Origin of the sequence: Megasphaera massiliensis (assembly GCF_036305205.1) — a bacterium.
GTDB lineage: Bacteria > Bacillota > Negativicutes > Veillonellales > Megasphaeraceae > Megasphaera > Megasphaera massiliensis.
This window is the reverse complement of record NZ_JAXIXE010000009.1, coordinates 53,836-77,111: the sequence shown is the minus strand read 5'-3', so window position 1 is coordinate 77,111 and position 23,276 is coordinate 53,836. Positions and strand designations below refer to the sequence as shown.

The window sequence follows — 23,276 nt, the reverse complement described above, 5'->3', positions numbered from 1 at the left end:
CTCTGGATTTAGAAGTATTACGAAAAGAAGCACTGGCACTTTGTGCCCCTCAGTTTGAACGCATTGATACCATTTGTCTGAAAAACACGGAAAAAGTATTGAAAGCCTATAAGGATGCGCAAATTTCTTCCTACCAGTTTGCCGGCACATCGGGTTACGGCTACAGCGACATGGGCCGGGAAAAACTCGATGAAGTCTTTGCCCGGGTATTCAAGGCGGAAAAAGCCTTGGTCCGTCCTCACTTCGTGTCGGGAACCCACGCCTTGGCGACGGTCTTACTGTCTCTCCTTCATACGGGAGACCTCATGATGAGCCTCATCGGCGCTCCTTACGACACGATGCAGGGCGTCATCGGCTATGCCCGCCATACGCCTCATTCCTTGAAAGAAATCGGCGTTCTCTATGAAGAGGTACCTTTAAAGGACAATTCTTACGACCTTTCCGGCATTGAAAAACAGGTTGGCGAAAAGCAGCCGAAACTGGTCCTCATCCAGCGTTCTCGCGGCTACAGTACGCGGGCGTCGCTCACCATTGAAGACATTGAAAAGATCATCGCCGTCGTCCGCAAGGTCAGTCCGAAGACCATCTGCTTCGTCGATAACTGCTATGGTGAATTTGCGGCCGAACGAGAACCTATCGAAGCCGGTGCCGATATCATCGCCGGTTCACTCATCAAGAATCCCGGCGGCGGCATTGCTCCGACGGGAGGTTATATTGCCGGCAAGGCGGAACTCGTCGAAGCTGCAGCCGACTACCTGACGGCACCGGGACTCGGTGACGAACTCGGTTCTTATGCTGCCGGCTACCGCCTCTTCTTCCAGGGATTTTTTATGGCCCCTCACGTTACGGCTCAGGCCATTAAAGGGGCTGTCTTTGCAGCCGCTGTCTTTGAAAAAATGGGCTTTCACGTATCGCCGGCCGTTACGACGCCGCGCGTCGATTTGATTCAGACTATCTATTTAGAAAATGAGCAGAATATGTGCCTCTTTTGCCAGGGAATTCAAGGCTTTTCGCCTGTCGATGCCCATGTCACGCCCATTCCTGATGATATGCCGGGCTATGCCGACAAAATCATCATGGCAGCCGGCGACTTCGTCCAGGGCTCGTCCATTGAGCTCTCGGCCGACGGCCCGATTCGCGATCCCTACATGATCTACCTCCAAGGGGGCATCGTCTTTGAACACAACGTATTGGCTATCTTAAGCGCGGCTCAGTACATCGCCGAACATCGGGAAGGAGCGGCTCATGATTAAGGAAGTCCTGGTCGTCGAAGGAAGGTCTGACGTCGCCCGCATTCGGGCCAGCCACATCGACGTCGATATGATCACGACCGATGGGTTCAACTTAAAACCCCATACGCTGGACCAGATTCGCTGTGCTTATGAAAAGCGAGGCATTATTATCCTGACCGACCCCGACCGGGCGGGGGAACAGATCCGAAAGTTCCTGACCGATCGTTTCCCCAATGCCAAGCACGCCTTTATTCCCCGGAAAGATGCTATTGCCAACGATGACCTCGGTGTCGAACAGGCATCACCTGAAGCCATCCGCCTGGCCTTGTCCAAGGTTCGCTGTGCCGCCTATGAACCGCAGGATACCTTTTCCATGAGCGACCTTAACGGGGCCGGATTGAACGGCAGTCCTGACGCATCGGACCGCCGGGCGCAAGTCGGGGCCATACTCGGCATCGGCTACGGCAATGCCAAACAGTTTTTAAAACGATTAAATCATTACGGTGTTACCCGCCAGGAGTGGGACCAGGCTATCCGCCAGATTGATGAGGTGAAATAATGAAAGAAGTCGACTTATCTAATCCCGACGTCGTCCGCTACGTCGTCAACCGCTTTGGCCTGCGCATGAATAAGAAGCTGGGGCAGAACTTCCTCATTCGTCACAGTGTCGTCGATGACATCGCCGATGCGGCGGATCTCAGTGAGGGCGATCCGGTCCTTGAAATCGGGCCGGGCATCGGGACCCTGACCCAGGCACTTGCCGAAACAGGGGCAGCCGTAACCGCTGTCGAATTGGATGACCATCTGCTGCCTGTCCTCGATAAAACCTTGGAACATTACGACAACGTTCGTGTCGTCCACGGCGATATCATGCGTACGGACATTGAAACCCTCATGAATCACAAGCCTTTCAAGGTCTGTGCCAACCTGCCGTACTACATCACGACGCCGATCATCATGAAGCTCTTGGAACAGAAACTGCCAATTGAACGGATCGTCGTCATGGTTCAAAAAGAAGTGGCTGAACGAATGGTAGCCGTACCGGGCCATAAGATCTACGGGGCTCTCTCGGTGTCGGTTCAGTATTATACGGAACCGAAGATGCTCTTTGAAATCTCGCCGAAGTGCTTCATGCCGGCGCCGGAAGTCACGTCGGCTGTCGTTGCCATGGATGTCCGTAGGGAACCTCCTGTCGATTTGATGGATGAAAAACGCTTCTTTAGTGTCGTCAAAGCGGCCTTTCAGCAGCGGCGGAAAACCTTGTCCAATGCTTTGAAGAATACGGGGATGACCAAGGAACAGATTGCCAATGTCTTGGAAGCGGCCTCCATCGACGGAAAGCGTCGTGGGGAAACCTTGTCGCTCCAAGAATTTGCCGACATTGCCAACTACTGGGTCAAAACGACGAAGAGTGAGACCTTGTAAGCGAAGGAGCGCCAGGACCGATCGCCGTGCCTTGCGTTTGTGAGAGGACTCCCTATGAATGGAGTATAGCGAAACCTCCTTCATAGGGAGCAGGCCTCTTCCACCCCAAGGAAGCGTGCTGGCAAAGATGTTTTAAAAGAGCGGTTTTTCTGTCGACGATGAGGAACTTACCTGGAAATTACTTGACGAATAGTATGTACCGTGATATACTAATTAAGTCTTTTGTGGAGCGGTATCGAAGTGGTCATAACGGGGCTGACTCGAAATCAGTTAGGCCGAAAGGTCTCGTGGGTTCGAATCCCACCCGCTCCGCCACAATAAAAAGCCGCACTGTTAAGCCTTTATAGGTTTGCCAGTGCGGCTTTCTTTTTTTGTCATGAAATAAATGATTGTCTTATCGTTGGATGTTTGTCGAGAGAGAGACCGATGGTATTGTAATCGCCTTCACATAATTTTACGAAGAGCAAGAAACAGCCGTGAGTTTTAAGACTCACGGTTGTTTCGATTAATCTGACTGTCGCCCTCGTCATCATCCGGCATCGATGGAGTCTCCTGGCGATACCATGTGGGTGTGTTTTACGCGCCAATTCGTCATTTTATTGTAAAGCCAGAGACCATAGATACCTACCGTAATCAAGGTGAAGAACCACCATTTTATGTAATTGCCGAAGAGCTGTGTCCCCGTCCCGTCGAAATAGAGTCGATGGCCGTCAATGACCGTATTGCGGCAGAGCCAGCGCTGGAACATGACGTAGCCCCAGGGATAGGCAATGCCTAAGGTGAAAATGGTCAGGAGGGTCATGATCAGATAGTAGCCGATAAAACCAAGTACCGAGCCTTCGAATTGAGATTCTTTTAAATAATTCATACATAACACCTGCTTTCTTTTTATGTGCCCTTATAGGGCCTGAGGCCGGCGGGGGAGGAATCTCCATGTCCCGAACCGAGTACCTTCATGCTTCCTATTATACCAAATTTTTGACTTTATTATACCATTTATGCAAAATATTAGAGTGTAGTCAAGGCATCAGCCATTTCGCATCAGCCCTGTACCATAAGCGAATCACAGCGATTTGGAAAACAATAAATAATAGGTCTTATTTGTGTCATATCTACGTAAAAACCTCATGAAAGCCTTCATTGCAGCGACAATTTTGGCTGGACTGACTATATTTTTTATGCTATAATAACAAAAAGTAATTTTAGTTATCATTTGAAAACTGGAAATGGAGGATGTTACTATGCAGAAAAAAAGTATTTTAATTGCAATGTTTTGGGTTTTAGCCGCAGTATTACTTCCTGTGTCGTCGACTTCTTTTGCAGCTACGATTGTTCCCGCTGGTCAATCGTCTTATTCCGCCGATGCTTTATATGGAACCTATCCGTTCGTCGGCTCTGATGAAGACAGTAACTACTATCTGGATCCTTCCAGCACCTATTTTTCCAATCGTGAAAGCAGCGTTCCTGCTTTAGGCGGATTGGTTTATAAAGTACAGAAGGGCAGCGGCGATGTTGCTATCAGCCAGCTCGACCCGTACAACGTTACCTTCTCGACCTACACGGGCAACTCCGAACGCTATATCTCCGTCGACCGCGTCATGCATAACGGCGTAAACGTTCGCCAGGAAATGACGGAAAACAATCAGGCTTTCTTTGACAGCTTATTCTGGAAAATCGCTGACATTACGGGCGCAACGGAATACTGGAGAACCCACGTTAATAACTAATCTGTTCTAGCAAGTCTCAAACCCTGCAATGAATTTTGCAGGGTTTTTTGCTGTCTGTGACGAAGTTATTAAGGACGACAGTTTTTGTCTGGGAAGCGGGTGATGGTATGAAGAATAGAACATATTCAGAGGAAGAGTATTTACAGATTGCAGAAATTCAACACTTTGCCTTCTGCCCTCGCCAGTGGGCCTTGGATTATTTGGAGGGACAGTGGCAGGAAAATGTCTTGACCATTGAAGGTCATGCCCTGCACGATAAGGCCCATGACCCTATGAGTCGGGAAAAGCGAAAGGGGAAGATCATCGTACGGGGGATGCGCGTTTTTTCAGCGTCTTTGGGGATTTCCGGCGATTGTGATATCGTGGAATTTCATCAAAAGAAGGATGGTGTCTTTATTCCTTCTTTTGAGGGAACCTACGAGGTGATACCCATTGAATACAAGCGGGGCCGGCCGAAGGAAGGAGAGGAAGATGTCTTTCAATTAGCCTTGCAGGCCCTCTGCTTGGAAGACATGTTTTGTATGACCATTCCCTACGGCTACATCTATTACGGGGAAACGAGGCGGCGGGAAAAGGCAATATTTTCAGAGGAGCAGCGGGAAAGAATCATGAAGCTCTTGGGACAGATGCGCCAATATATCCAAAGGGGATATACGCCGAAAGTACGGCGCCGCAAGGGATGCCGGAAGTGTTCCTTAGCTGATGTTTGCCTGCCGAAATTAAAGCAAGATACTTCGGTTCAAGATTATTTAGAAAAGAAGTTGATCGAATGAAGCCTTTATTGAATACCTTATTTGTAACGACGGACGGGGTCTACCTGTCTTTAGATGGAGAAAATATCGTCGTCTTAAAAGATCAGGCCGCACTGGCTCGATTTCCTCTCCATAATTTTGAGCAAATTACGACCTTCAGCTATTTGGGAGCCAGCCCGGCTCTGATGAAAAAATGCGCCGATATGAATATTGCCCTGAATTTTATGTCGCCTCAGGGGCGGTTTCAGGCACGGGTCATCGGAAGGAGCAACGGCAATGTCTTACTTCGAAAAGAACAGTATCGCCGGTCAGACAGCGAAGAAATGTGTTTGCCATTAGCACGGGCCTTTATTTTAGGAAAGCTTTATAACGGCCGCTGGGTATTGGAACGGATGATGCGCGATCATGCGATGCGGCTGCCCATGGAGGCGTTCCAAAAAACGTCAACCCTTATGAAAGAGGCTTGTCAGTCCCTGATGTCGTCTGCCGACTTAGGCGAAATACGGGGAATTGAAGGGCAGGCCGGAGCGGCTTACTTTTCCGTTTTCGATGCGATGATACTGAATCAGAAAGACGACTTTTTCTTTACGGAGCGAAATAGAAGGCCGCCTCTCGACCGAATGAACTGCTTACTGTCCTTTCTATACGCCATGCTGGCCAATGATGCCGGAGCAGCCTTAGAAGGTGTCGGCCTTGATTCTTACGTGGGATTCTTGCATCGTGACCGGCCGGGACGCCAGTCCCTGGCCTTGGATTTGATGGAAGAGCTTCGACCGGTCATGGTCGACCGCACGGCTCTGTCCATGGTCAATACCAAGAAAATCAAGGGCAGTGACTTTTATGAGGAAGAAGGGGGTGCCGTCTTGTTGACTGACGAAGGACGCCGAAAAGTCTTGTCGTACTGGCACGATCACAAAGAAGCGACGATTCAGCATCCCTTCTTACAGGAAAAGATGAAGTGGGGCCTCGTTCCTCATGCTCAGGCCTTGTTGTTGGCACGGTATCTGCGCGGTGATTTAGACGGATACCCGCCGTTTATGTGGAAGTAGGGATGATCATGTATGTCTTAATCACTTACGATATCAGTACCGTTGACAGTGCCGGGAAAAGCCGCTTGAGAAAGGTAGCCAAGGTCTGTCAGAATTACGGACAGCGCGTCCAAAACTCCGTCTTTGAATGCAAAGTCGATCCGGCCCAGTGTAAAACCTTAGAACTGAAGTTGGAGAACATCATTGACGAAGCTACAGACAGCCTGAGGTTTTATTACTTAGGCAAGAAGAAAGAACTGAAAGTCAAACACGTCGGGGCAAAGCCGGCTTACGATATCGAGAGCACTCTCATCATATGAAGTGCGCAAGGGAAGTTCCCTTATTTTTCTCCTGTTTGTGGTTTTTAGCAACGGTGAAAAGATAAATGGGGAATCATTGTCGTGTGATTTAGCCTGATTGTGGAGATGTGACCCTATTTTTACGACTGTTTATTGGGGAAAACCGCTTTGCTGCCGCCCCTCCTCATGGGCGGGATAGACGCCGGCTGTATTAATCGGAAGAGAGTTACCGATTGGCGGTGATTCCGTAATGAGTTTTTTTTAAGTTAACGGCCTATGGCGATTGAAAGGGCGGGGGCGTGAATGGTATAATAGGTGTGTAAGTGTCACACACTTTTGATTTGTATCGATTAAAAGTGTGTGTGGATTGAAAGATATATGTTGTGGTTAGCTTACCACAAACGATATCGCACCCTTTTTGGGTGCGCGGATTAAAAGTGTGATGCGGCAAGTGGTTCTTTGAAACTGCTTGCCGCATCTTTTATGCAGACACATTTCGGAAATTACGGCAGCAAGATGAGAAAGCTCGCAGCTGTTTGATCTTTTCTGTTATATATCGAAATCCTGAGTGGGTACATATTGGGCAAAGGCCTTGAAAATATGGTATACTTAATGAGCATAAGTGAGGAGTGATCTTTTGAAAGGTATTGTATTGGCTGGCGGAAGCGGAACTCGCCTGTATCCGCTGACGACAGTGACATCGAAGCAGTTATTGCCGGTCTACGACAAGCCCATGATTTATTATCCCTTGTCGACCTTGATGTTGGCCGGAATTCGGGATATTTTGATTATTTCTACGCCGACGGATTTGCCGAACTTTGAGCGCCTCCTCGGCGACGGCTCTCATTACGGGATCCATTTGAGCTATAAGGTTCAGCCTTCGCCTGACGGCTTGGCTCAGGCCTTTATCCTCGGGGAAGAATTTATCGATGGAGAACCGTGTGCCATGATTCTCGGCGACAATATTTTCTACGGTGCCGGCCTGACCCGTCATCTGCAGCAAGCCGCTAAGATGCAGGAAGGGGCCACCGTTTTTGGTTACTACGTTGACGATCCGGAACGCTTTGGCGTCATTGAATTCGACGGTGAGGGAAAGGCTATTTCTATCGAAGAAAAGCCGCAGCAGCCGAAGTCGAACTACGCCGTAACGGGCCTTTATTTCTACGACCGCCACGTCTGCGAATATGCCAAACAGGTGAAGCCCTCGGCTCGCGGCGAACTGGAAATCACCGACTTGAATAAAATCTATTTGGAAAAAGGAAAACTCGATGTCGTAACCCTCGGACGTGGTTACGCCTGGCTCGATACGGGAACCGTCGACAGCCTGAGTGAAGCCTCTTCTTTCGTAAAGGCCGTGGAAAACCGAGCGGGGATCCAAATCGCTGCCTTGGAAGACATTGCTTACGGTCACGGATGGATCACCAAGGAAGTTCTCGAAGAGAGCGCTGAAAAATACGGCAAGAGCCCTTATGGACAGTATTTGAAGAAAGTCGCTGAAGGACGGTTCCTGCGGGACGAATAATACACTACAGGAAGGCCTTATCGGAAGGTTACATCGAGAAATGGGAGGAAATTTTTCATGAATATCATCGTCACCGGCGGTGCTGGATTTATTGGCTCTAATTTTGTCTTTTATATGTTAAAAACACATCCTGAAGATCGGATTATTTGCTTGGATAAATTGACCTATGCCGGCAACTTGTCGACGCTGCAGCCGGTCATGGATCAGCCGAATTTTCGCTTCGTAAAAGCCGATATTTGTGACCGAAAAGCTGTTTATCAGCTCTTTGAAGAAGAAAAACCGGACATGGTCGTCAACTTTGCGGCAGAATCCCATGTCGATCGCTCTATTGAAAATCCTTCGATTTTCTTAGAAACGAATATCATGGGGACGGCGGTTCTCATGGATGCTTGCCGCAAGTACGGCATCGAACGCTATCACCAGGTATCGACGGACGAAGTATACGGTGATTTGCCTTTAGATCGTCCGGACCTGTTCTTTACGGAAACGACACCTATTCACACGTCGAGTCCGTACAGCTCGTCGAAGGCTTCGGCCGATTTGTTGGTTCTGGCTTATCATCGGACCTATGGACTTCCGGTGACGGTGAGCCGCTGCTCCAATAACTACGGTCCCTATCATTTTCCGGAAAAATTGATTCCCCTCATGATCATCAATGCTTTGAACGACAAAGCTCTTCCGGTCTACGGCGACGGCCTTAATGTCCGCGATTGGCTCTACGTTGAAGATCACTGCCGGGCTATCGATCTGATCCTTCGCAAGGCCCGTGTCGGCGAAGTCTATAACGTCGGCGGCCACAATGAAATGAAGAACATCGACATCGTTACCTTGATCTGCCGGGAACTGGGGAAGGACGAAAGTCTGATTCAGCATGTGACCGACCGCAAGGGTCACGACCGCCGCTACGCCATCGACCCGACAAAGATTCACGAGGAACTGGGCTGGCTGCCGGAAACGAAGTTTGCCGACGGCATCAAAAAGACCATCGCCTGGTACCTGGAAAACAAGGATTGGTGGCAGCCTATCGTCTCCGGTGAATATCAGACCTATTATCAAGAGATGTACGGCCATCGCGGTTAAACCCGATGAAGGGAAAGAGGGACATACTATGAAAATTTTCGTGACCGGTGTCAATGGACAACTGGGACATGACGTAATGAATGAATTGGCCGATCGCGGTCATATTGGTATCGGCAGCGATTTGGCCCCGACATACAGCGGTATTGCTGATGACTCGGCTGTCACCAAGGCGCCGTACCGACCCTTGGATATTACCGATAAAGAAGCCGTATCACAGGCTCTACGTGAAATCCGGCCTGACGCCGTGATTCACTGCGCCGCTTGGACGGCCGTCGATATGGCTGAAGACGACGGACTCGTCGATAAGGTTCGAGCCGTCAATGCCGGCGGAACTCAGCATATTGCCGATGTCTGCAAAGATTTGGACTGCAAGATGCTCTATCTCAGCACGGACTACGTCTTTAACGGTCAGGGAACGGAGCCGTGGCAGCCGGACTGCCGCGATTATCAGCCTCTCAACGTCTATGGACAGACGAAGCTTGAAGGCGAGCTGGCCGTATCTCAGACCTTGGATAAGTATTTTATCGTTCGCATCGCCTGGGTCTTTGGTAAGAACGGCAAAAATTTTGTTAAGACCATGCTCAGTGTCGGCAAGACCCACGATACGGTCCGTGTCGTCAACGACCAAATCGGGACGCCGACCTATACCTTTGATTTGGCGAGACTCCTCGTCGATATGATTGAAACCGATAAATACGGCTATTACCATGCGACGAATGAGGGGGGCTACATTTCCTGGTACGACTTTACCTGCGAAATCTACCGCCAAGCCGGCTATACGACCAAGGTAATTCCCGTTACGACAGCGGAATACGGCTTATCGAAGGCAAAGCGTCCTTTCAATTCGCGCCTGGACAGACAGAAACTCGTCGAAGCCGGCTTTACGCCCCTTCCCGATTGGAAGGATGCCTTGAAGCGCTATTTACAGTAACGGTCTGACACGGGCCTTACAAGAAGATAAAGGAGATATAAATCAATGGGGCAGATTACAGTAGAAAAGAATGTCGGAAATATCGAAGGCCTCTGCATCATCACACCGGCCGTTCACGGCGATGACCGCGGTTTTTTTATGGAGACCTATAATCAGCGGGATATGGAAGAAGCCGGTTTTCATATTAATTTCGTCCAAGACAATCAGTCTATGTCGACTAAAGGCGTCTTGCGAGGCCTTCACTTTCAAAAACACTTCCCCCAGTGCAAATTAGTTCGCGCCGTTCGGGGCAGCGTCTTTGATGTTGCCGTCGACCTTCGCCGCCAATCACAGACCTATGGAAAGTGGTACGGTGTAGAACTGAGCGCTGAGAATAAGAAGCAGTTCTTGATTCCTGAGGGCTTTGCTCACGGATTTTTGGTCCTCAGTGACGTCGCTGAATTTTGCTATAAAGTCAATGACTTCTGGCATCCCAATGATGAAGGCGGCATGGCTTGGAACGATCCGGAAATCGGCATCCTTTGGCCCGGCCTGAAAGGAAATTATGACGGAAGCTGCCGTGCTGCCGGCTATACCCTGGCCGATGGCACGCCCCTTACGATGAGTGATAAAGACCAGCAATGGTTGGGACTGAAAGATACCTTTTCCTTTTAAGCGAATATAGAGCTCTTTTTTCTTCGAGTGAAGCAGCGAGGTGAAGCCTATGCAGAACATCATCGCCGTCATTTGGGATTTTGATAAGACCCTTATTGACGGGAATATGCAGGATCCGATTTTTGAAGAATACCATATCGATAAGACCGAGTTTTGGAAGGAAGTCAATGACTTGCCCGCTCAGTATGCCAAAGAAGGTATCCGGGTCAATGGCGATACGATTTATTTGAATCAGTTCATTAAGGAGACACGAAAAGGGACTTTTAAGGGACTGAACAATGAAAAACTCCGGGGCTTTGGTCAAAAACAGAAGTATTATCCCGGTGTTCCCGATATTTTCAAGAATCTCAAAGCCGTCGTAGAAAATAATCCTCGCTATCAGGAATACAATATCAAGGTCGAACACTATATCGTCAGCACGGGGATGTTGGCCATTATCAAGGGGTCGGCTGTCATGCCTTACGTCGAAGCTATTTGGGGCTGTGAATTCATTGAGGACGTTGACGAAAATCAACAGAAAATCATCAGTGAAATCGGCTACACCATCGACAACACGACGAAGACGCGTGCCTTGTTCGAAATCAATAAGGGCGTTCCTCAACGGCCCGATATCGATGTCAACGCCAAGATGTCCGACGCCTATCGCCGCGTGGCCTTTCCGAATATGATTTACATTGCCGACGGGCCCAGTGATGTGCCGGCCTTTTCGGTCATCAATAAATTCGGCGGGGCGACCTTTGCCATCTATCCCAAGGGAAATGACACGGCCTTCCAACAAGTCAATCAGCTGCGCGAAGACGGCCGCATCGACATGTATGCCGAAGCCGATTACCGTGAAGGGACGACGGCCTATATGTGGTTGACCCATAAGGTCGATGAAATGGCGCGGCGCATCTACTTCGCCGAAAAAGAAAGCCTCGAAGGGGCCATCTCGTCGGCGCCGAAACACTTAGTGTAATCAAAATATGACAGCAAAAAGTCCTTCACAGGCAGGTTGAAACCTGTCTCCGGAAGGACTTTTTTTGTTCTGGAATGCTGCGTTTTATGGAAATTTGACAGTGGCAGACTATTCTCCCAAGGCGTAGAGAATGTCGGCAGCGACGGCATTGAGATTGTATCGGCTGGTATAGCAGACCATCGTGCCTTGAGAAGCGGCTTGCTGGCAGGCTTTGCGGACTAGGGCGTGACCGGTGTGATTGGTGTTGATGATCAGAATGTCGGCGCCCTGTAATTTTTGGCCGTCGAAATTCTTGTTCTCCAAAATCGTCCAGTCGGGAAAGCGAGTCCTGATTTTTTCGTGCCACAAGTCATTGCCGCCGGCGACGCAGACCGTAAAGGTATCGGTCGCTTTTTCAAGGCGTGCCGTGTAGTCGTCGGGAAGGGGAAAGGCGCCTTGCTCTAAATCCTCTTGGGGACAGCGGGCTTCCCATTCTTGGAGGGACTGTTCCAGCGTCTTCACATAGCCGTCATAATTTTCCTGCAACGCTTGAAATGCGGCCTTGGTCTGAGTCAATTCGTCGCGCAGGCTTGTAGCCTCGTCGTCGAAAACGGGCGGGGTATCGTTATAGACGAGGCGAATCAATCCCAGTCCCAAGGCAATCTGTCCGGCCGTATCGAGGACGCCGGCCAGTTTCAAGGCTTCAGCCGTATCCGATGGCGCTGTCGTATCGGTGACGGCAATGCGGCCGCGGACCTTGTGGCCCTTGATGGCCGTGGGCCGAGAAAATTGCTCGATAATTACCGTGGCAATCTTCTTTGTCTCGATATTGTCCGTGCGGTGTAAGGTATATTCAGCCTTGCGCGGCGTGAAACTTTCCTCGGTTAGGTGACATTGACCGGTCATATCTCCCGTCTGATCGGGAAAGGTTACGACCGGATTGGCTTTTAACTTTTTCCATAACCGCGCCGTCGGCACAGGACGGCCGGCAAGACAAATACCCTCGCCGTAAGGCAGGAAACGCTCTTCGCCGCGGCAGGATAGGCCTGAGAATGAATTTGTATAAAGTATCTGCGTGATTTTCATAATGGTAAAGCTCCTCATGATGCTGGAATGTTTCTATTATAAGTCATTCGAGGAGAGAATGTAAGGAGGATCAAGAGAAAGTTCGGAGAGGACAGAGACATTCCTAATAGGGAGTTCTTTAGTACAGCGTGAAAGATGAGGAAAAACTGATTTTTCTTACAGAAAGAAAAATCACGTGTGCTATAATAGTCTTAACAAAGCCCGAGCAGATAAAGACGATGATAAATGCGAAGGGGAAGTGACCATAATAATTCCCCGTGAAAGGAGGGGATAAAATAGAAAAAATGTAAACCTTGTCCCTAATCACTGCCGAATAAGACTCGGTAGTGGGAACTTAGATACATCGATGTAAAAGAAAGAAGCGGAAAAATAAAAATTTCGCTGTCGCACCCAAACGGGTGCGTGGATTGAAACATTAGGGCTTTACAAATCGCATGGTTAAGCCATGTCGCACCCAAACGGGTGCGTGGATTGAAACGTACTTGCAGCACTCGTTGGGATGCAGTAACGAGTCGCACCCAAACGGGTGCGTGGATTGAAACAGGATTTCCCGGAACAACGACGTATTAGCGTAAAGTCGCACCCAAACGGGTGCGTGGATTGAAACCTTCCAACTCATTTTTTAACCTTCGCCATTCAAAGTCGCACCCAAACGGGTGCGTGGATTGAAACATTACAAAAGATAATCAAAGTGGAATTCTATATAGTCGCACCCAAACGGGTGCGTGGATTGAAACGTATAGGAAAATAGCCAAAAACAGGAAAAGAGCAGTCGCACCCAAACGGGTGCGTGGATTGAAACATGGAATCAATCAAATTCTGCATAGTCGTTGTAGTGTCGCACCCAAACGGGTGCGTGGATTGAAACTGAGTGGATAAGCGATAGGGATACTACAACCCCATGTCGCACCCAAATGGGTGCGTGGATTGAAACTAAGTCGCCGTCAATGACTAACTGACGAGCGACATGTCGCACCCAAACGGGTGCGTGGATTGAAACTTCTCTTTTCATTTCGTTTCCACCACCGGTTCTTCGTCGCACCCAAACGGGTGCGTGGATTGAGGCTGTGTTTGGCCGCCTTAAAATTGGGCACAAAAAAAGAGGCTGTACGCCGTGATTTTGTTTCTCACGGGGTACAGCCTTTTTGCTATCACCTTATAAGAAGATATATTTTAAGACGAAGATGACGGCTAGGACGTACATGAGGAGGGAAATTTTTTCCCGTTTGTTGGTCAAGACGTTGATGAAGACATACGAGATAATGCCGAAGGAGATACCTTCTGAAATGCTGTAGCAGAAAGGCATGGCAATGATCGTGATGTATGCCGGAATGGATTCGCTGAAGTCGTCAAAGTCGATGCCGACGACGGCAGTCAGCATGAGGAAGCCGACGATGACCAAGGCCGGTGCCGTAGCAAAGGCCGGAATGGCCATGAAGAAGGGTGATAAGAAGAGGGATAAGGCGAAGAGGATGGCCACGCAGACGGCTGTTAAACCGGTGCGGCCGCCTTCACTGACGCCGGTAGCACTTTCGACGAAGGTCGTCGTCGTGCTGGTACCGAGGACGGCACCAAAGGTCGTTGCAACGGCGTCGGCTAAGAGGGCGCCTTTGATGCGGGGCAGACGGCCGTTTTCGTCGAGCATGTTAGCCTTGGACGATACGCCGATGAGGGTTCCTAAGGTGTCGAAGATGTCGACGAAGAGGAAGGCGAACATGACGACTAAGAAATCCAGGCTGAAGACGCGGCTGAAGTCGAGTTGTCCGAAAATCGGGCTCAGGCTGGCCGGGGTAAAGGCAGCGGCACCGCCGGAGAGATCCGGGATGACACTGAACATTTGTAATTCCGGATTGGGGACGTAGAGGCCGGTAAGTTCACAGATGATGGCCAGGATCCACGTGAAGAGGATGCCCCAAAGGATGTTGCCGCGGACTTTAAGGATGTTGCCGCGGACTTTTTTGACCATCAAGACCCCGGTGAACATGATACCGATCATGGCCAGGAGAACCGTGATGCCCACGGTATTGAAGGTGCCCGTAGCGGCAGACTGCTTAAAGGAGAAGAGGGCGATTTTCGTAGCCGGATTGGCGACGATGATTTGGGCATTCAAGAGGCCGATAAGGGCAATGAAGAGGCCGATACCGGCGGAAACAGCCTTTTTCAGGGTCATAGGAATGGCGTTGAAAATGGCTTCGCGGACATTGGTCAGGGACAAGACGATGAAAATGATCCCTTCAACGAAGACGGCTGCTAAGGCCATTTCCCAGGTGTAGCCCATCTGCAGTACGACCGTAAAGGCAAAGAAGGCGTTGAGCCCCATGCCCGGTGCCAAAGCGAAGGGATAGTTGGCAAAAACGGCCATGCACAAGGTCCCGATGAGGGAAGCCAGGGCCGTTGCCGTCAGGACGGCGCCCTTGTCCATACCGGCGGCGCTCATGATTGTCGGGTTGACGGCCAGAATGTAAGCCATAGTCATAAACGTCGTAACCCCGGCTAGGATTTCGGTGCGTACCGTCGTGCCGTTTTCACGGAGATGAAAAATACGGTCGAGAAAAGACGGTTGGTTTTCCATAACTTGTTCACACTCCTTTTTTAATACTGCCATAAATGAATATAATGAATAATGACAAGTAGATATTATGGAATATTATCATTATAGGGGCTTTAGCATATTTGGGCAATACTTTTGTCAAAAAAAGGGAGAATATGGTACAATGAGTCAGAACAATAAAATATATGATATTAACGAAATAAGGGGGTACATTATGACAGTGACGCGGAACCAGTTAAAACGGCGTATTGCCGTTGCCCGGGGCCTTGAACCGGGAGACCTTGTCATTAAAGATTGCCATATTGTAGATGTATATACACAGACCACTCGAAAGGGAGATATCGTCGTTTCTGACGGCGTCATTGCCGGCGTCGGCGGCCCTTATGAAGGGAAGAACGTCATCGATGCGAAAGGTGCCTATGCGGCACCGGGCCTCATTGAAAGCCATATCCATATCGAGTCCTGTTATGTCAGTCCTGAAGAATTCGGCCGCCTGGTCGTACCTTTCGGAACGACGACCATCGTGGCCGATCCCCATGAAATCGTCAACGTCTGTGGCCTAAAGGGCTTGGAATACATGATGAAGGCCGCTGAAAAAACAGCCCTCGATATCCATTTCATGGTGCCGTCTTGTGTGCCGGCTACGCCTTTTGACCACAGCGGTGCCACCCTTGAAGCGAAAGACATGGAAGCGCCTCTGGCAGATGACCGCATCCTCGGTGTCGGTGAATTCATGAACTGCCCGGGTATCCTTGAAGGACACGATGCCGTCCTCGATAAGCTCATTACGGCCTATGGTACGGGAAAACCCATTGACGGTCACAGTCCCGGCGTCCATGGCAAGGATCTCCAGGCCTACATTTCGGCCCGTATTTTGACGGACCATGAATGCTTCAGCAAAAGTGATGCCGAAGAACGGGTCCAGGCCGGGATGTACGTTCTCTTGCGCAACGGCTCGGCCTGCCACGACCTGCCGAAATTGGTCAAGGCCGTGACGCCGGAAAGCTTGCGGCGGTTCCTCTTGTGCTCCGATGACCTTCATCCTAAGACAATTTTTGAAAAAGGGCACCTTAACGAACACCTGCGCTTATGCGTTGCCGCCGGTCTCTCGCCGGAAGCAGCCATTACCATGGGCACCTTAAATGCTGCTGAATGCTATCATTTCGATGACCGCGGCGCCTTGGCACCGGGCAAGCGAGCTGACATCGTCCTCTTTGAAGATTTACAGGACTTCAAGGTCCGGGCGACCTTTATCGAAGGGCAGAAAGTCGCTGAAAACGGCCATTATCTGCCTCCCTTTACGAGAGCCGATTACAGCTCGGTCGGCAGTTCGGTGACGATTGCCGGTTTCTCGGAAGAAAAACTGGTCATGCATTTAAAGAGCGACCATGTGCGGACCATCGATATCATGCCCGGCGGCGTCGTTACCGGAAAGGGCGAAGCTCAGATCCGGCGCGATGAAAAGGGCGACTTCGTCTTTGATGAAAAGGTTGATATCATCAAAGTCGCCGTCGTCGAACGCCATCACGGTACGGGTAACGTCGGACTCGGTCTGCTCCGCGGCTACGGGCTTCAGAAGGGAGCTGTTGCCGTTTCCATTGCCCACGACTCTCATAATATCATCGTTGCCGGCGCCAGCAATAAGGATATGGCTGCTGCTGTCGAAGTCTTGGAAAAACAGAAGGGCGGTATGGCCGCCATCCTTGACGGAAAGGTATTGGCTGCCATTCCGCTGCCTATTGCCGGCCTGATGAGCGATAAGCCGGCTGCCGAAGTCGACGCCGCTCTCGATGACCTTTATGACAAGGCTCGCAGTCTCTTAGGTGTCAGTACCGATGTCGATGTCATCATGACGCTGTGCTTCATGAGCCTGCCGGTCATTCCAAAACTTAAATTACTCGATACGGGATTATTCGACGTCGAGGCCTTTGATTTTGTCCCCGTTGAACTGTCCTGAAACGGAAGAGTGTATCCTGTCTTTGAAAAAATACAACGGTATATGCTATAATAAAATAAAGTATACCTAATGTATCAGGAAGCCTAAATCAGGCTTCCTGCAAAGACGGTGCCTTTTAGTAAGGCACTTCGCATACGGGGCAGGAACCACATTCCATCATAGAAAGAAGGGACCTCGCATAAGGGACAGCTTGTGCGAAATCCCTTTTTTTAGAGTCCTGTTGGATAAAAAGGAGAAGTGAGAATGGCAAAAGAATTGATTTATTTGGACAATGTATCCAAATCCTATGAGGGTCATCTGGTATTAGACGAGTTGAATCTTACCATTTCAGAAAATTCATTTGTCACCCTTTTAGGACCGAGCGGCTGCGGCAAGACGACGACTTTGCGGCTCCTTGCCGGTTTTGAAACACCCGATAAAGGGCGAATCCTCTTTGATGGGAAGGATATTACCCAGTTGCCGCCCAATCGGCGTCAGGTCAATACGGTGTTCCAGAATTATTCCCTTTTTTCGCACATGGATGTCGCCGAGAACATCGCTTTCGGGCCCAAGATTCACGGCAAGCCCCGCGACTACATCCGCGATAAGATCCGCTATGCCTTGAAACTCGTTAACCTCGACGGCTATGAACACGCCAACATCGTCGACCTCTCCGGCGGCCAGCAGCAGCGCGTAGCCATTGCTCGGGCCATCGTCAATGAGCCTCGGGTATTGCTTCTTGATGAACCGCTCAGTGCCTTGGACCGGAAGCTGCGCCGCAGTATGCAGCTCGAGCTCATCAAGATTAAAGAAGAGTTGGGCATTACCTTCGTCTTCGTTACCCACGATCAGGAGGAAGCACTCAGCATGTCTGACATCGTCGTCGTCATGAACCAAGGCTATATCCAGCAGATCGGCACGCCGGAAAGCATCTACAATGAACCGGAAAATGCTTTCGTTGCCGACTTCATCGGCGACAGCAACATCGTCGACGGCCTCATGGTCCACGATAAATTGGTCCGTATCGCCGACTATGATTTTGAATGCGTTGACGTCGGCTTCGGTACGAATCGTCCCGTCGACGTTCAGATTCGTCCGGAAGACATGGAAGTGCGGCCGGCCCGGGAAGGCGGCTTCAACGGCGTTGTCACTAAAGTCATCTTTGAAGGCATGAACTATAACATTACTATTCAGGCCCGGAATATCGAATGGCTGGTCAAATCGACGAAGAATTATGAACCGGGCGACGAAGTAAGCTTGGAAGTCGATCCTTTTAATATCCAAATCATGAATAAACCGGAATCCGAAGACGAAAGGGCGATGGAAAATGATTAACTCGGCAGCGATCCGCAATCTGTTTACGTTGCCCTTCCTCATTTGGGCAATCCTGTTTATTTTCTGTCCCCTCGTGGCCATCGCCTGGTACGGCCTGACCGACAGCAGCGGGACTTTTACGTTAGCGAATATCAGCCTCATTGCTCACTGGGAATATTTAAAATCCCTGGAACTGTCCTTGCTCCTGGCCTTAGTCAGTACGGTTGTCTGTCTTCTCGTGGCCTATCCGCTATGCCTCATTTTGACTGAAGAAAAGCGGAGTAAGAGTACCCTCTTATTTCTGTTGTTCGTCCTTCCTATGTGGATGAATTCCATGCTGACGACCATGGCTTGGCAGACGATTCTTGAAAAGAACGGTATCCTCAATCAGTTCTTGCGCCTTTTGTCCCTGCCGGACGTCGTGCTCATCAACACGCCGGCAGCGATTGTCATCGGCATGATCTATAACTTTTTACCTTATATGATTTTGCCCCTCTACGTATCTTTGAGCAAAATCAACCGCAACGTCATTGCCGCTGCCCGCGACCTTGGGGCCAGTTCCTGGCAGACCTTTACCAAGGTCATCCTGCCCTTGTCCCTGCCCGGTGCCATCAGCGGCATTACCATGGTCTTTATTCCTTCGCTGACGACGTTCTTCATCAGCGGCCTTTTAGGGGGCAATAAGGTCCTCCTCATCGGCAACATTGTCGAACAGGAATTTACAATGGCTTACGACTGGCACTTAGGGAGCGGCTTATCCCTGGTGCTGATGCTGTTCATCATCGTCAATATGGTGATGACGGCTTACTTTGACCGCAGTGAAGGGCAGGTGAAGAAATGATGGAAAAATGGAAAAAAGGCTATGTGGCCTTAGTCGTTCTCTTTCTCTATGCGCCCATCGGCGTCCTCATTGCCCAGTCCTTCAACGCCAGCCGCTATCGCGGTCACTGGACGGGGTTTACTTTGCAGTGGTACGGTGAACTCTTTGAAAATGAAGGAATCCTCGAAGCCTTGCAGAATACGATTACCATCGGCCTGACGTCGGCGGCTCTGGCGACCATCCTGGGCCTCATTACCTGCATGGCTTTGCGCGGTATGGGACGCAAGCAGCGCTCGGTCCTCCTCGGGGTAGCCAGTCTGCCCCTTTTAAATGCCGATATCGTTACCGGGATTTCACTGATGCTGCTCTTTCTCGGCATGGGTCTGCGCCTTGGTTATGGTTCCATCCTTATGGCTCATGTCGTCTTTAACCTGCCTTATGTCATCTTGTGCATCATGCCTCAGTTCCTGTCCCTCGACCGCAGCTGCTACGATGCGGCACGAGATCTTGGAGCCACGCCTTTTGTTGCCTTTCGCCGCGTCGTCCTGCCGGAGCTGCGTCCCAGTCTCTTAGCCGGATTCATGCTGGCCTTTACCATGTCTGCCGATGATTTCATCATCACCCATTTTACGAAGGGCGCCGGCATCGATACGCTGCCGACTGAAATTTACGCAGAATTGAAACTCGGCATCCATCCGGAAATGTATGCCCTGTCGACACTGGTGTTCGTCTTTGTCTTGGTCTTTGCCGTCTTGCTCACGATGAACCGCAAGCGATTGGCCTTGGGACGAGATTTATAAAAGGGAGGCCTGTCATGAAATATATTCGACTGCTCCTCATGGGACTCTTTTGTGTCTTGGCCTTATCAGGCTGCGGGTTCCTGGAAGGGGAGGAAGACGGAGACAACGTCGTCTACGTCTATAACTGGGGGGACTATGTCGACCCCGATACGATTACACAGTTTGAAGAAGAAACGGGCATCCGCGTCATCATGGATGAATTCGACACCAATGAAAGTATGTATCCGTTAGTGGCGGCAGGCGCCGAACGCTATGACGTCATTTGCCCGTCGGACTATATGATTCAAAAGATGATTCACAACGGGTTGCTGCAGCCCCTCGACTATTCGCAGCTGCCCAATGCGCGGCAGTATGTCGGAGAGCAGTTCTGGCAGCAGTCGGAGTTCTTTGATCCGGGCAACCGCTATTCCGTTCCGTACTGTTGGGGCACCGTCGGCATCGTCTATAATAAGACCATGGTCGATGACCCTGTCGACAGCTGGTCCATTTTGTGGAATGAAAAGTATAAGAACGAAATCATCATGCAGGATTCGCCCCGCGATTCCTTCATGGTCGCCTTGAAACTCCTCGGCTATTCCCTAAATACGACGGATCCGGCCCAAATTGCACAGGCCAGAGACCTGCTCATTGCGCAGAAGCCTTTGGTTCAGGCTTACGGCATCGACGATGTGAAAGATAAACTCGTCTCCGGCGAAGCGGCCATGGGTGTCGTCTTTTCCGGCGAAGCCCTGCGGATGATCTTGGCCAATCGGAATTTGGAATACGTCATTCCTAAGGAAGGAACCAACCTTTGGATTGATTCCTGGGTCATTCCTAAAAATGCGGCCCACGTCGAAAATGCCCATAAATTCATCGACTTCATGAGCCGTCCCGACATTGCTCTGAAGAACTTTGAATACCTGACCTATTCGACGCCGAATATCGCCGTTCCGGAGATGGAAGAAGATGAAGATTATAAGGATAATCCCGTCGTCTTCCCGCCAAAAGAAGCCTATGCCGGACAGGAAACGTACCGCTACTTAGGGGAACGGGAAGATAAGTATTATAACGATCAGTGGATTCAGGTAAAAGTCTGGTAGATAACGAAAAAGGACTGTCACCCGATGGGTGCAGTCCTTTTTTTGATGCCTGGATGGGATTAGATTTTTTTGCCTGTCAGCATTTCATAGGCTTCTTCGTATTTTTCAATCGTCTTGTCGATGACGTCCTGAGGCAGGAGGTAGTCGCTGTCCGGGTTGGCCTTGAGCCAGTCACGGACGAACTGTTTGTCATACGACGGCTGGCTTTGCCCTGCTTTATAGCCTTCGAGGGGCCAGAAGCGGGAGCTGTCCGGCGTAAGCATTTCGTCGCCTAAGACGATGGTGCCATTTTCATCGAGACCGAATTCGAATTTCGTATCGGCGATGATGATGCCTTTGGAGAGGGCGTATTCGGCACATTTTTTATAGAGGGCAATGGTGTAGTCGCGAATCTTTTCAGCGTATTCCATGCCCTTTCCCGGGAATACTTTGTCGATGTAAGCGGCGCCTTCTTCGAGGGAGACGTTTTCATCGTGGTCACCGAGTTCAGCCTTGGTGCTCGGCGTGAAGATCGGTTCCGGGAGTTTTTCTGATTCTGTGAGGCCTGCCGGTAATTTAATGCCGCAAACCGTACCGTTCTGCTGGTAGCTTTCCCAGCCGCTGCCGGTGATATAACCGCGGACGATGCATTCCATAGGGATCATCGTCAGTTTCTGGCATTTCATGCTGTTGCCGACGAACTGTTCCTGCTGGAAGAATTCCGGCATGTCAGCGTTGTCGACAGAGATCATGTGGTTCGGGATGATGTCGGACGTCATATCGAACCAAAATTTGGACATCTGCGTCAGGATGGCGCCCTTTTTGGTGATCTTGTTTTTCAGCATATGGTCGAAAGCGGAAATGCGGTCCGTTGCAACCATGATAATGCTGTCACCTGCGTCATAGACTTCACGTACTTTACCGGATTTAAAAGGGGTGTATTCTTTCATCTTGTCTGGCCTCCATGATTCAGAACTATTCAATTATTTTTTGAACACTAATATCATAGCATATTTTAAGGAAATAAAAAAGAAGCCCGAAGGCTCCTTTTTTATTTCGTCCCCATACGGGAAGCGGTTTATTTCAGATAATAGGTGATGTTGACTGTCTGGCTCAGGGTGTTGGTACCGGCTTCGACAGGCGTAGATTCAGCATCTTCCAGCTTGGCCGACAACATTCTTACGTTGCTGTAAGCGCGGCTGTAGGACGGGCTGTTTCCGGAAATGTTGATTTCCTTTACGGCGCCGAGTTGGGTGCCGGAGGCGGAAGCGGCTGCCTGAGCGGCACGCTGGCCATTGTGGACAGCTTCTTTAATGAGGTTGTCCTTAATCTGATCGGAATGTTCGTTGGTGAAACGAATGTTATCGATCTGGTTGGCACCGAGGCTGCCGGCTTTGCTGATGACCTGCGAAATCAGGCTGAGATCGCTGACTTTGACGGTCAGGCTGTTGGTTACCGTATAGGAGGTGACCTTAGAGCCTTTTACATCATAGTTGGGCGACATGTAGAAGCCGGTGGTTTTGAGGTTGTCTGCCGGGATGCCCATCGCTTTGATGGCGTTGGTGACGTTGTTCATGACTTGATTGTTCTTGGTACGAGCCTGCTGAGCGTCGGCATCGGTGCTGGATGTACCGATGGTAATATATGCCGTGTCAGGAGCGACTTCCTGCTGGGCATAGCCGGTGACGGTGACGACGGACGGCTGGGGGCCTTCAGCGAAAGCCTGAGGGGCAGTAACAAAGAGAGAGGATGCGAGCATAGCGGCCACGACGAGGCCTTTTAAAGACATTTTTTTCATGTAAATAACCTCCTTTGTAATGATTGTATCGATTATATCATATCTGACAGAACATATCCACTCCCAAAAGAAAATCAGGACATTTGTCTACTTAGAATGTTACAGAAGTATTGCATTTTTTGGCCGGGCATACTATAATATTTTAAGATACATAAAAGAAGCTAGGGGAGCCTTCGGGCTGAGAAAAGTGCTGGATTACACTTGACCCTTTACCTGATGCGGATAATGCCGCCGGAGGGAAGCTTTACGGGATTATAAAGCTCACCTGCGGAGGCCGCGCGGTGGGCTTTTTTTGTGGCAATCGTCATTTTCTATATAGGAGGATT

General features: G+C 50.0%; 22 protein-coding genes, 1 tRNA gene, 1 CRISPR repeat array and 1 riboswitch. Of the genes, 18 read left to right on the top strand and 5 right to left on the bottom strand.

Translation table 11 applies throughout. The annotated features are described in order from the left end of the window. Positions 1-2 precede the first annotated feature (2 nt). The 4 genes from UCI88_RS01760 to UCI88_RS01745 all read left to right on the top strand — a co-directional run bounded on the left by UCI88_RS01760 (position 3) and on the right by UCI88_RS01745 (position 2,972). Positions 3-1,253 carry a methionine gamma-lyase family protein gene (locus tag UCI88_RS01760; RefSeq protein WP_256179975.1) on the top strand — a complete coding sequence of 417 codons (1,251 nt, stop codon included), beginning with the start codon at positions 3-5 and terminating at the stop codon, positions 1,251-1,253. Next, positions 1,246-1,791 carry a ribonuclease M5 gene (gene rnmV / locus UCI88_RS01755; protein ID WP_044504120.1) on the top strand — a complete coding sequence of 182 codons (546 nt, stop codon included), beginning with the start codon at positions 1,246-1,248 and terminating at the stop codon, positions 1,789-1,791. Before UCI88_RS01760 ends, rnmV begins: the two co-directional genes overlap by 8 nt. Continuing rightward, the gene (rsmA, locus tag UCI88_RS01750; protein WP_256179950.1) at positions 1,791-2,657 is read left to right on the top strand and encodes a 16S rRNA (adenine(1518)-N(6)/adenine(1519)-N(6))-dimethyltransferase RsmA; all 867 of its coding nucleotides are present in this window, start codon (positions 1,791-1,793) and stop codon (positions 2,655-2,657) included. Before rnmV ends, rsmA begins: the two co-directional genes overlap by 1 nt. A gap of 226 nt (positions 2,658-2,883) precedes the next feature. After that, positions 2,884-2,972, top strand: a tRNA-Ser gene (locus tag UCI88_RS01745). 214 nt (positions 2,973-3,186) lie between these two features. On the opposite strand, the gene UCI88_RS01740 is transcribed toward UCI88_RS01745, so the two are convergent. Continuing rightward, on the bottom strand, positions 3,187-3,525 hold the full coding sequence (locus UCI88_RS01740) for a DUF898 family protein (protein ID WP_044504118.1): 339 nt from the start codon (positions 3,523-3,525) through the stop codon (positions 3,187-3,189). A 373-nt stretch (positions 3,526-3,898) separates the two neighbouring features. Here UCI88_RS01740 and UCI88_RS01735 point away from each other — a divergent pair, with 373 nt between their 5' ends. The 9 genes from UCI88_RS01735 (at position 3,899) to UCI88_RS01695 (ending at position 11,608) form a co-directional block, all read left to right on the top strand. Continuing rightward, positions 3,899-4,384, top strand: coding sequence for a hypothetical protein (locus UCI88_RS01735; protein ID WP_044504117.1), 486 nt, complete (start codon positions 3,899-3,901; stop codon positions 4,382-4,384). Positions 4,385-4,491: 107 nt separating this feature from the next. Continuing rightward, on the top strand, positions 4,492-5,157 hold the full coding sequence (gene cas4, locus UCI88_RS01730) for a CRISPR-associated protein Cas4 (protein ID WP_044504116.1): 666 nt from the start codon (positions 4,492-4,494) through the stop codon (positions 5,155-5,157). After that, positions 5,154-6,185: a type I-C CRISPR-associated endonuclease Cas1c gene (gene cas1c / locus UCI88_RS01725; RefSeq protein WP_256179951.1), complete on the top strand. Its 1,032-nt coding sequence runs from the start codon at positions 5,154-5,156 to the stop codon at positions 6,183-6,185. The genes cas4 and cas1c overlap by 4 nt, the downstream gene beginning before the upstream one ends. Positions 6,186-6,193: 8 nt before the next feature. Then, a complete protein-coding gene (gene cas2 / locus UCI88_RS01720; RefSeq protein WP_256179952.1) occupies positions 6,194-6,484 on the top strand; it encodes a CRISPR-associated endonuclease Cas2 in 291 nt (96 codons plus the stop codon). Positions 6,485-7,100: 616 nt separating this feature from the next. Further along, positions 7,101-7,985 carry a glucose-1-phosphate thymidylyltransferase RfbA gene (rfbA, locus tag UCI88_RS01715; RefSeq protein ID WP_044504114.1) on the top strand — a complete coding sequence of 295 codons (885 nt, stop codon included), beginning with the start codon at positions 7,101-7,103 and terminating at the stop codon, positions 7,983-7,985. 57 nt (positions 7,986-8,042) lie between these two features. Continuing rightward, complete coding sequence (rfbB, locus tag UCI88_RS01710) at positions 8,043-9,065, top strand: dTDP-glucose 4,6-dehydratase (RefSeq protein WP_256179953.1); 1,023 nt, start codon at positions 8,043-8,045, stop codon at positions 9,063-9,065. A gap of 28 nt (positions 9,066-9,093) precedes the next feature. After that, a complete protein-coding gene (rfbD, locus tag UCI88_RS01705) occupies positions 9,094-9,996 on the top strand; it encodes a dTDP-4-dehydrorhamnose reductase (RefSeq protein WP_044504112.1) in 903 nt (300 codons plus the stop codon). A gap of 45 nt (positions 9,997-10,041) precedes the next feature. Then, positions 10,042-10,650, top strand: coding sequence for a dTDP-4-dehydrorhamnose 3,5-epimerase (gene rfbC / locus UCI88_RS01700; protein ID WP_044504111.1), 609 nt, complete (start codon positions 10,042-10,044; stop codon positions 10,648-10,650). A gap of 49 nt (positions 10,651-10,699) precedes the next feature. Further along, positions 10,700-11,608, top strand: a complete 909-nt coding sequence (locus tag UCI88_RS01695) for an HAD family hydrolase (protein ID WP_044504110.1) — start codon at positions 10,700-10,702, stop codon at positions 11,606-11,608. 108 nt (positions 11,609-11,716) lie between these two features. On the opposite strand, the gene UCI88_RS01690 is transcribed toward UCI88_RS01695, so the two are convergent. Both UCI88_RS01690 and UCI88_RS01685 read right to left on the bottom strand, forming a co-directional pair. Continuing rightward, positions 11,717-12,673 carry a hypothetical protein gene (locus UCI88_RS01690; RefSeq protein WP_044504109.1) on the bottom strand — a complete coding sequence of 319 codons (957 nt, stop codon included), beginning with the start codon at positions 12,671-12,673 and terminating at the stop codon, positions 11,717-11,719. A 382-nt stretch (positions 12,674-13,055) separates the two neighbouring features. Then, a CRISPR array of direct repeats spans positions 13,056-13,739; the repeat unit is 32 nt; unit sequence AGTCGCACCCAAACGGGTGCGTGGATTGAAAC. 90 nt (positions 13,740-13,829) lie between these two features. Further along, the gene (locus tag UCI88_RS01685; RefSeq protein WP_330023929.1) at positions 13,830-15,245 is read right to left on the bottom strand and encodes an NCS2 family permease; all 1,416 of its coding nucleotides are present in this window, start codon (positions 15,243-15,245) and stop codon (positions 13,830-13,832) included. A gap of 193 nt (positions 15,246-15,438) precedes the next feature. Here UCI88_RS01685 and ade point away from each other — a divergent pair, with 193 nt between their 5' ends. The 5 genes from ade (at position 15,439) to UCI88_RS01660 (ending at position 21,173) form a co-directional block, all read left to right on the top strand. Beyond that, the gene (gene ade / locus UCI88_RS01680) at positions 15,439-17,181 is read left to right on the top strand and encodes an adenine deaminase (RefSeq protein WP_256179954.1); all 1,743 of its coding nucleotides are present in this window, start codon (positions 15,439-15,441) and stop codon (positions 17,179-17,181) included. Between the two features lie 243 nt (positions 17,182-17,424). Next, positions 17,425-18,495: an ABC transporter ATP-binding protein gene (locus UCI88_RS01675; RefSeq protein ID WP_044504106.1), complete on the top strand. Its 1,071-nt coding sequence runs from the start codon at positions 17,425-17,427 to the stop codon at positions 18,493-18,495. After that, a complete protein-coding gene (locus UCI88_RS01670) occupies positions 18,488-19,315 on the top strand; it encodes an ABC transporter permease (RefSeq protein ID WP_044504105.1) in 828 nt (275 codons plus the stop codon). Before UCI88_RS01675 ends, UCI88_RS01670 begins: the two co-directional genes overlap by 8 nt. After that, the gene (locus UCI88_RS01665) at positions 19,315-20,094 is read left to right on the top strand and encodes an ABC transporter permease (protein WP_044504104.1); all 780 of its coding nucleotides are present in this window, start codon (positions 19,315-19,317) and stop codon (positions 20,092-20,094) included. The genes UCI88_RS01670 and UCI88_RS01665 overlap by 1 nt, the downstream gene beginning before the upstream one ends. A gap of 14 nt (positions 20,095-20,108) precedes the next feature. After that, a complete protein-coding gene (locus UCI88_RS01660; protein WP_044504103.1) occupies positions 20,109-21,173 on the top strand; it encodes an ABC transporter substrate-binding protein in 1,065 nt (354 codons plus the stop codon). A gap of 59 nt (positions 21,174-21,232) precedes the next feature. On the opposite strand, the gene UCI88_RS01655 is transcribed toward UCI88_RS01660, so the two are convergent. Both UCI88_RS01655 and UCI88_RS01650 read right to left on the bottom strand, forming a co-directional pair. After that, positions 21,233-22,102, bottom strand: coding sequence for a phosphoribosylaminoimidazolesuccinocarboxamide synthase (locus tag UCI88_RS01655; RefSeq protein WP_044504102.1), 870 nt, complete (start codon positions 22,100-22,102; stop codon positions 21,233-21,235). Between the two features lie 128 nt (positions 22,103-22,230). Then, on the bottom strand, positions 22,231-22,950 hold the full coding sequence (locus UCI88_RS01650) for an SIMPL domain-containing protein (RefSeq protein WP_044504101.1): 720 nt from the start codon (positions 22,948-22,950) through the stop codon (positions 22,231-22,233). A gap of 153 nt (positions 22,951-23,103) precedes the next feature. Further along, positions 23,104-23,207: riboswitch (TPP riboswitch) on the top strand. Positions 23,208-23,276: the final 69 nt, after the last annotated feature.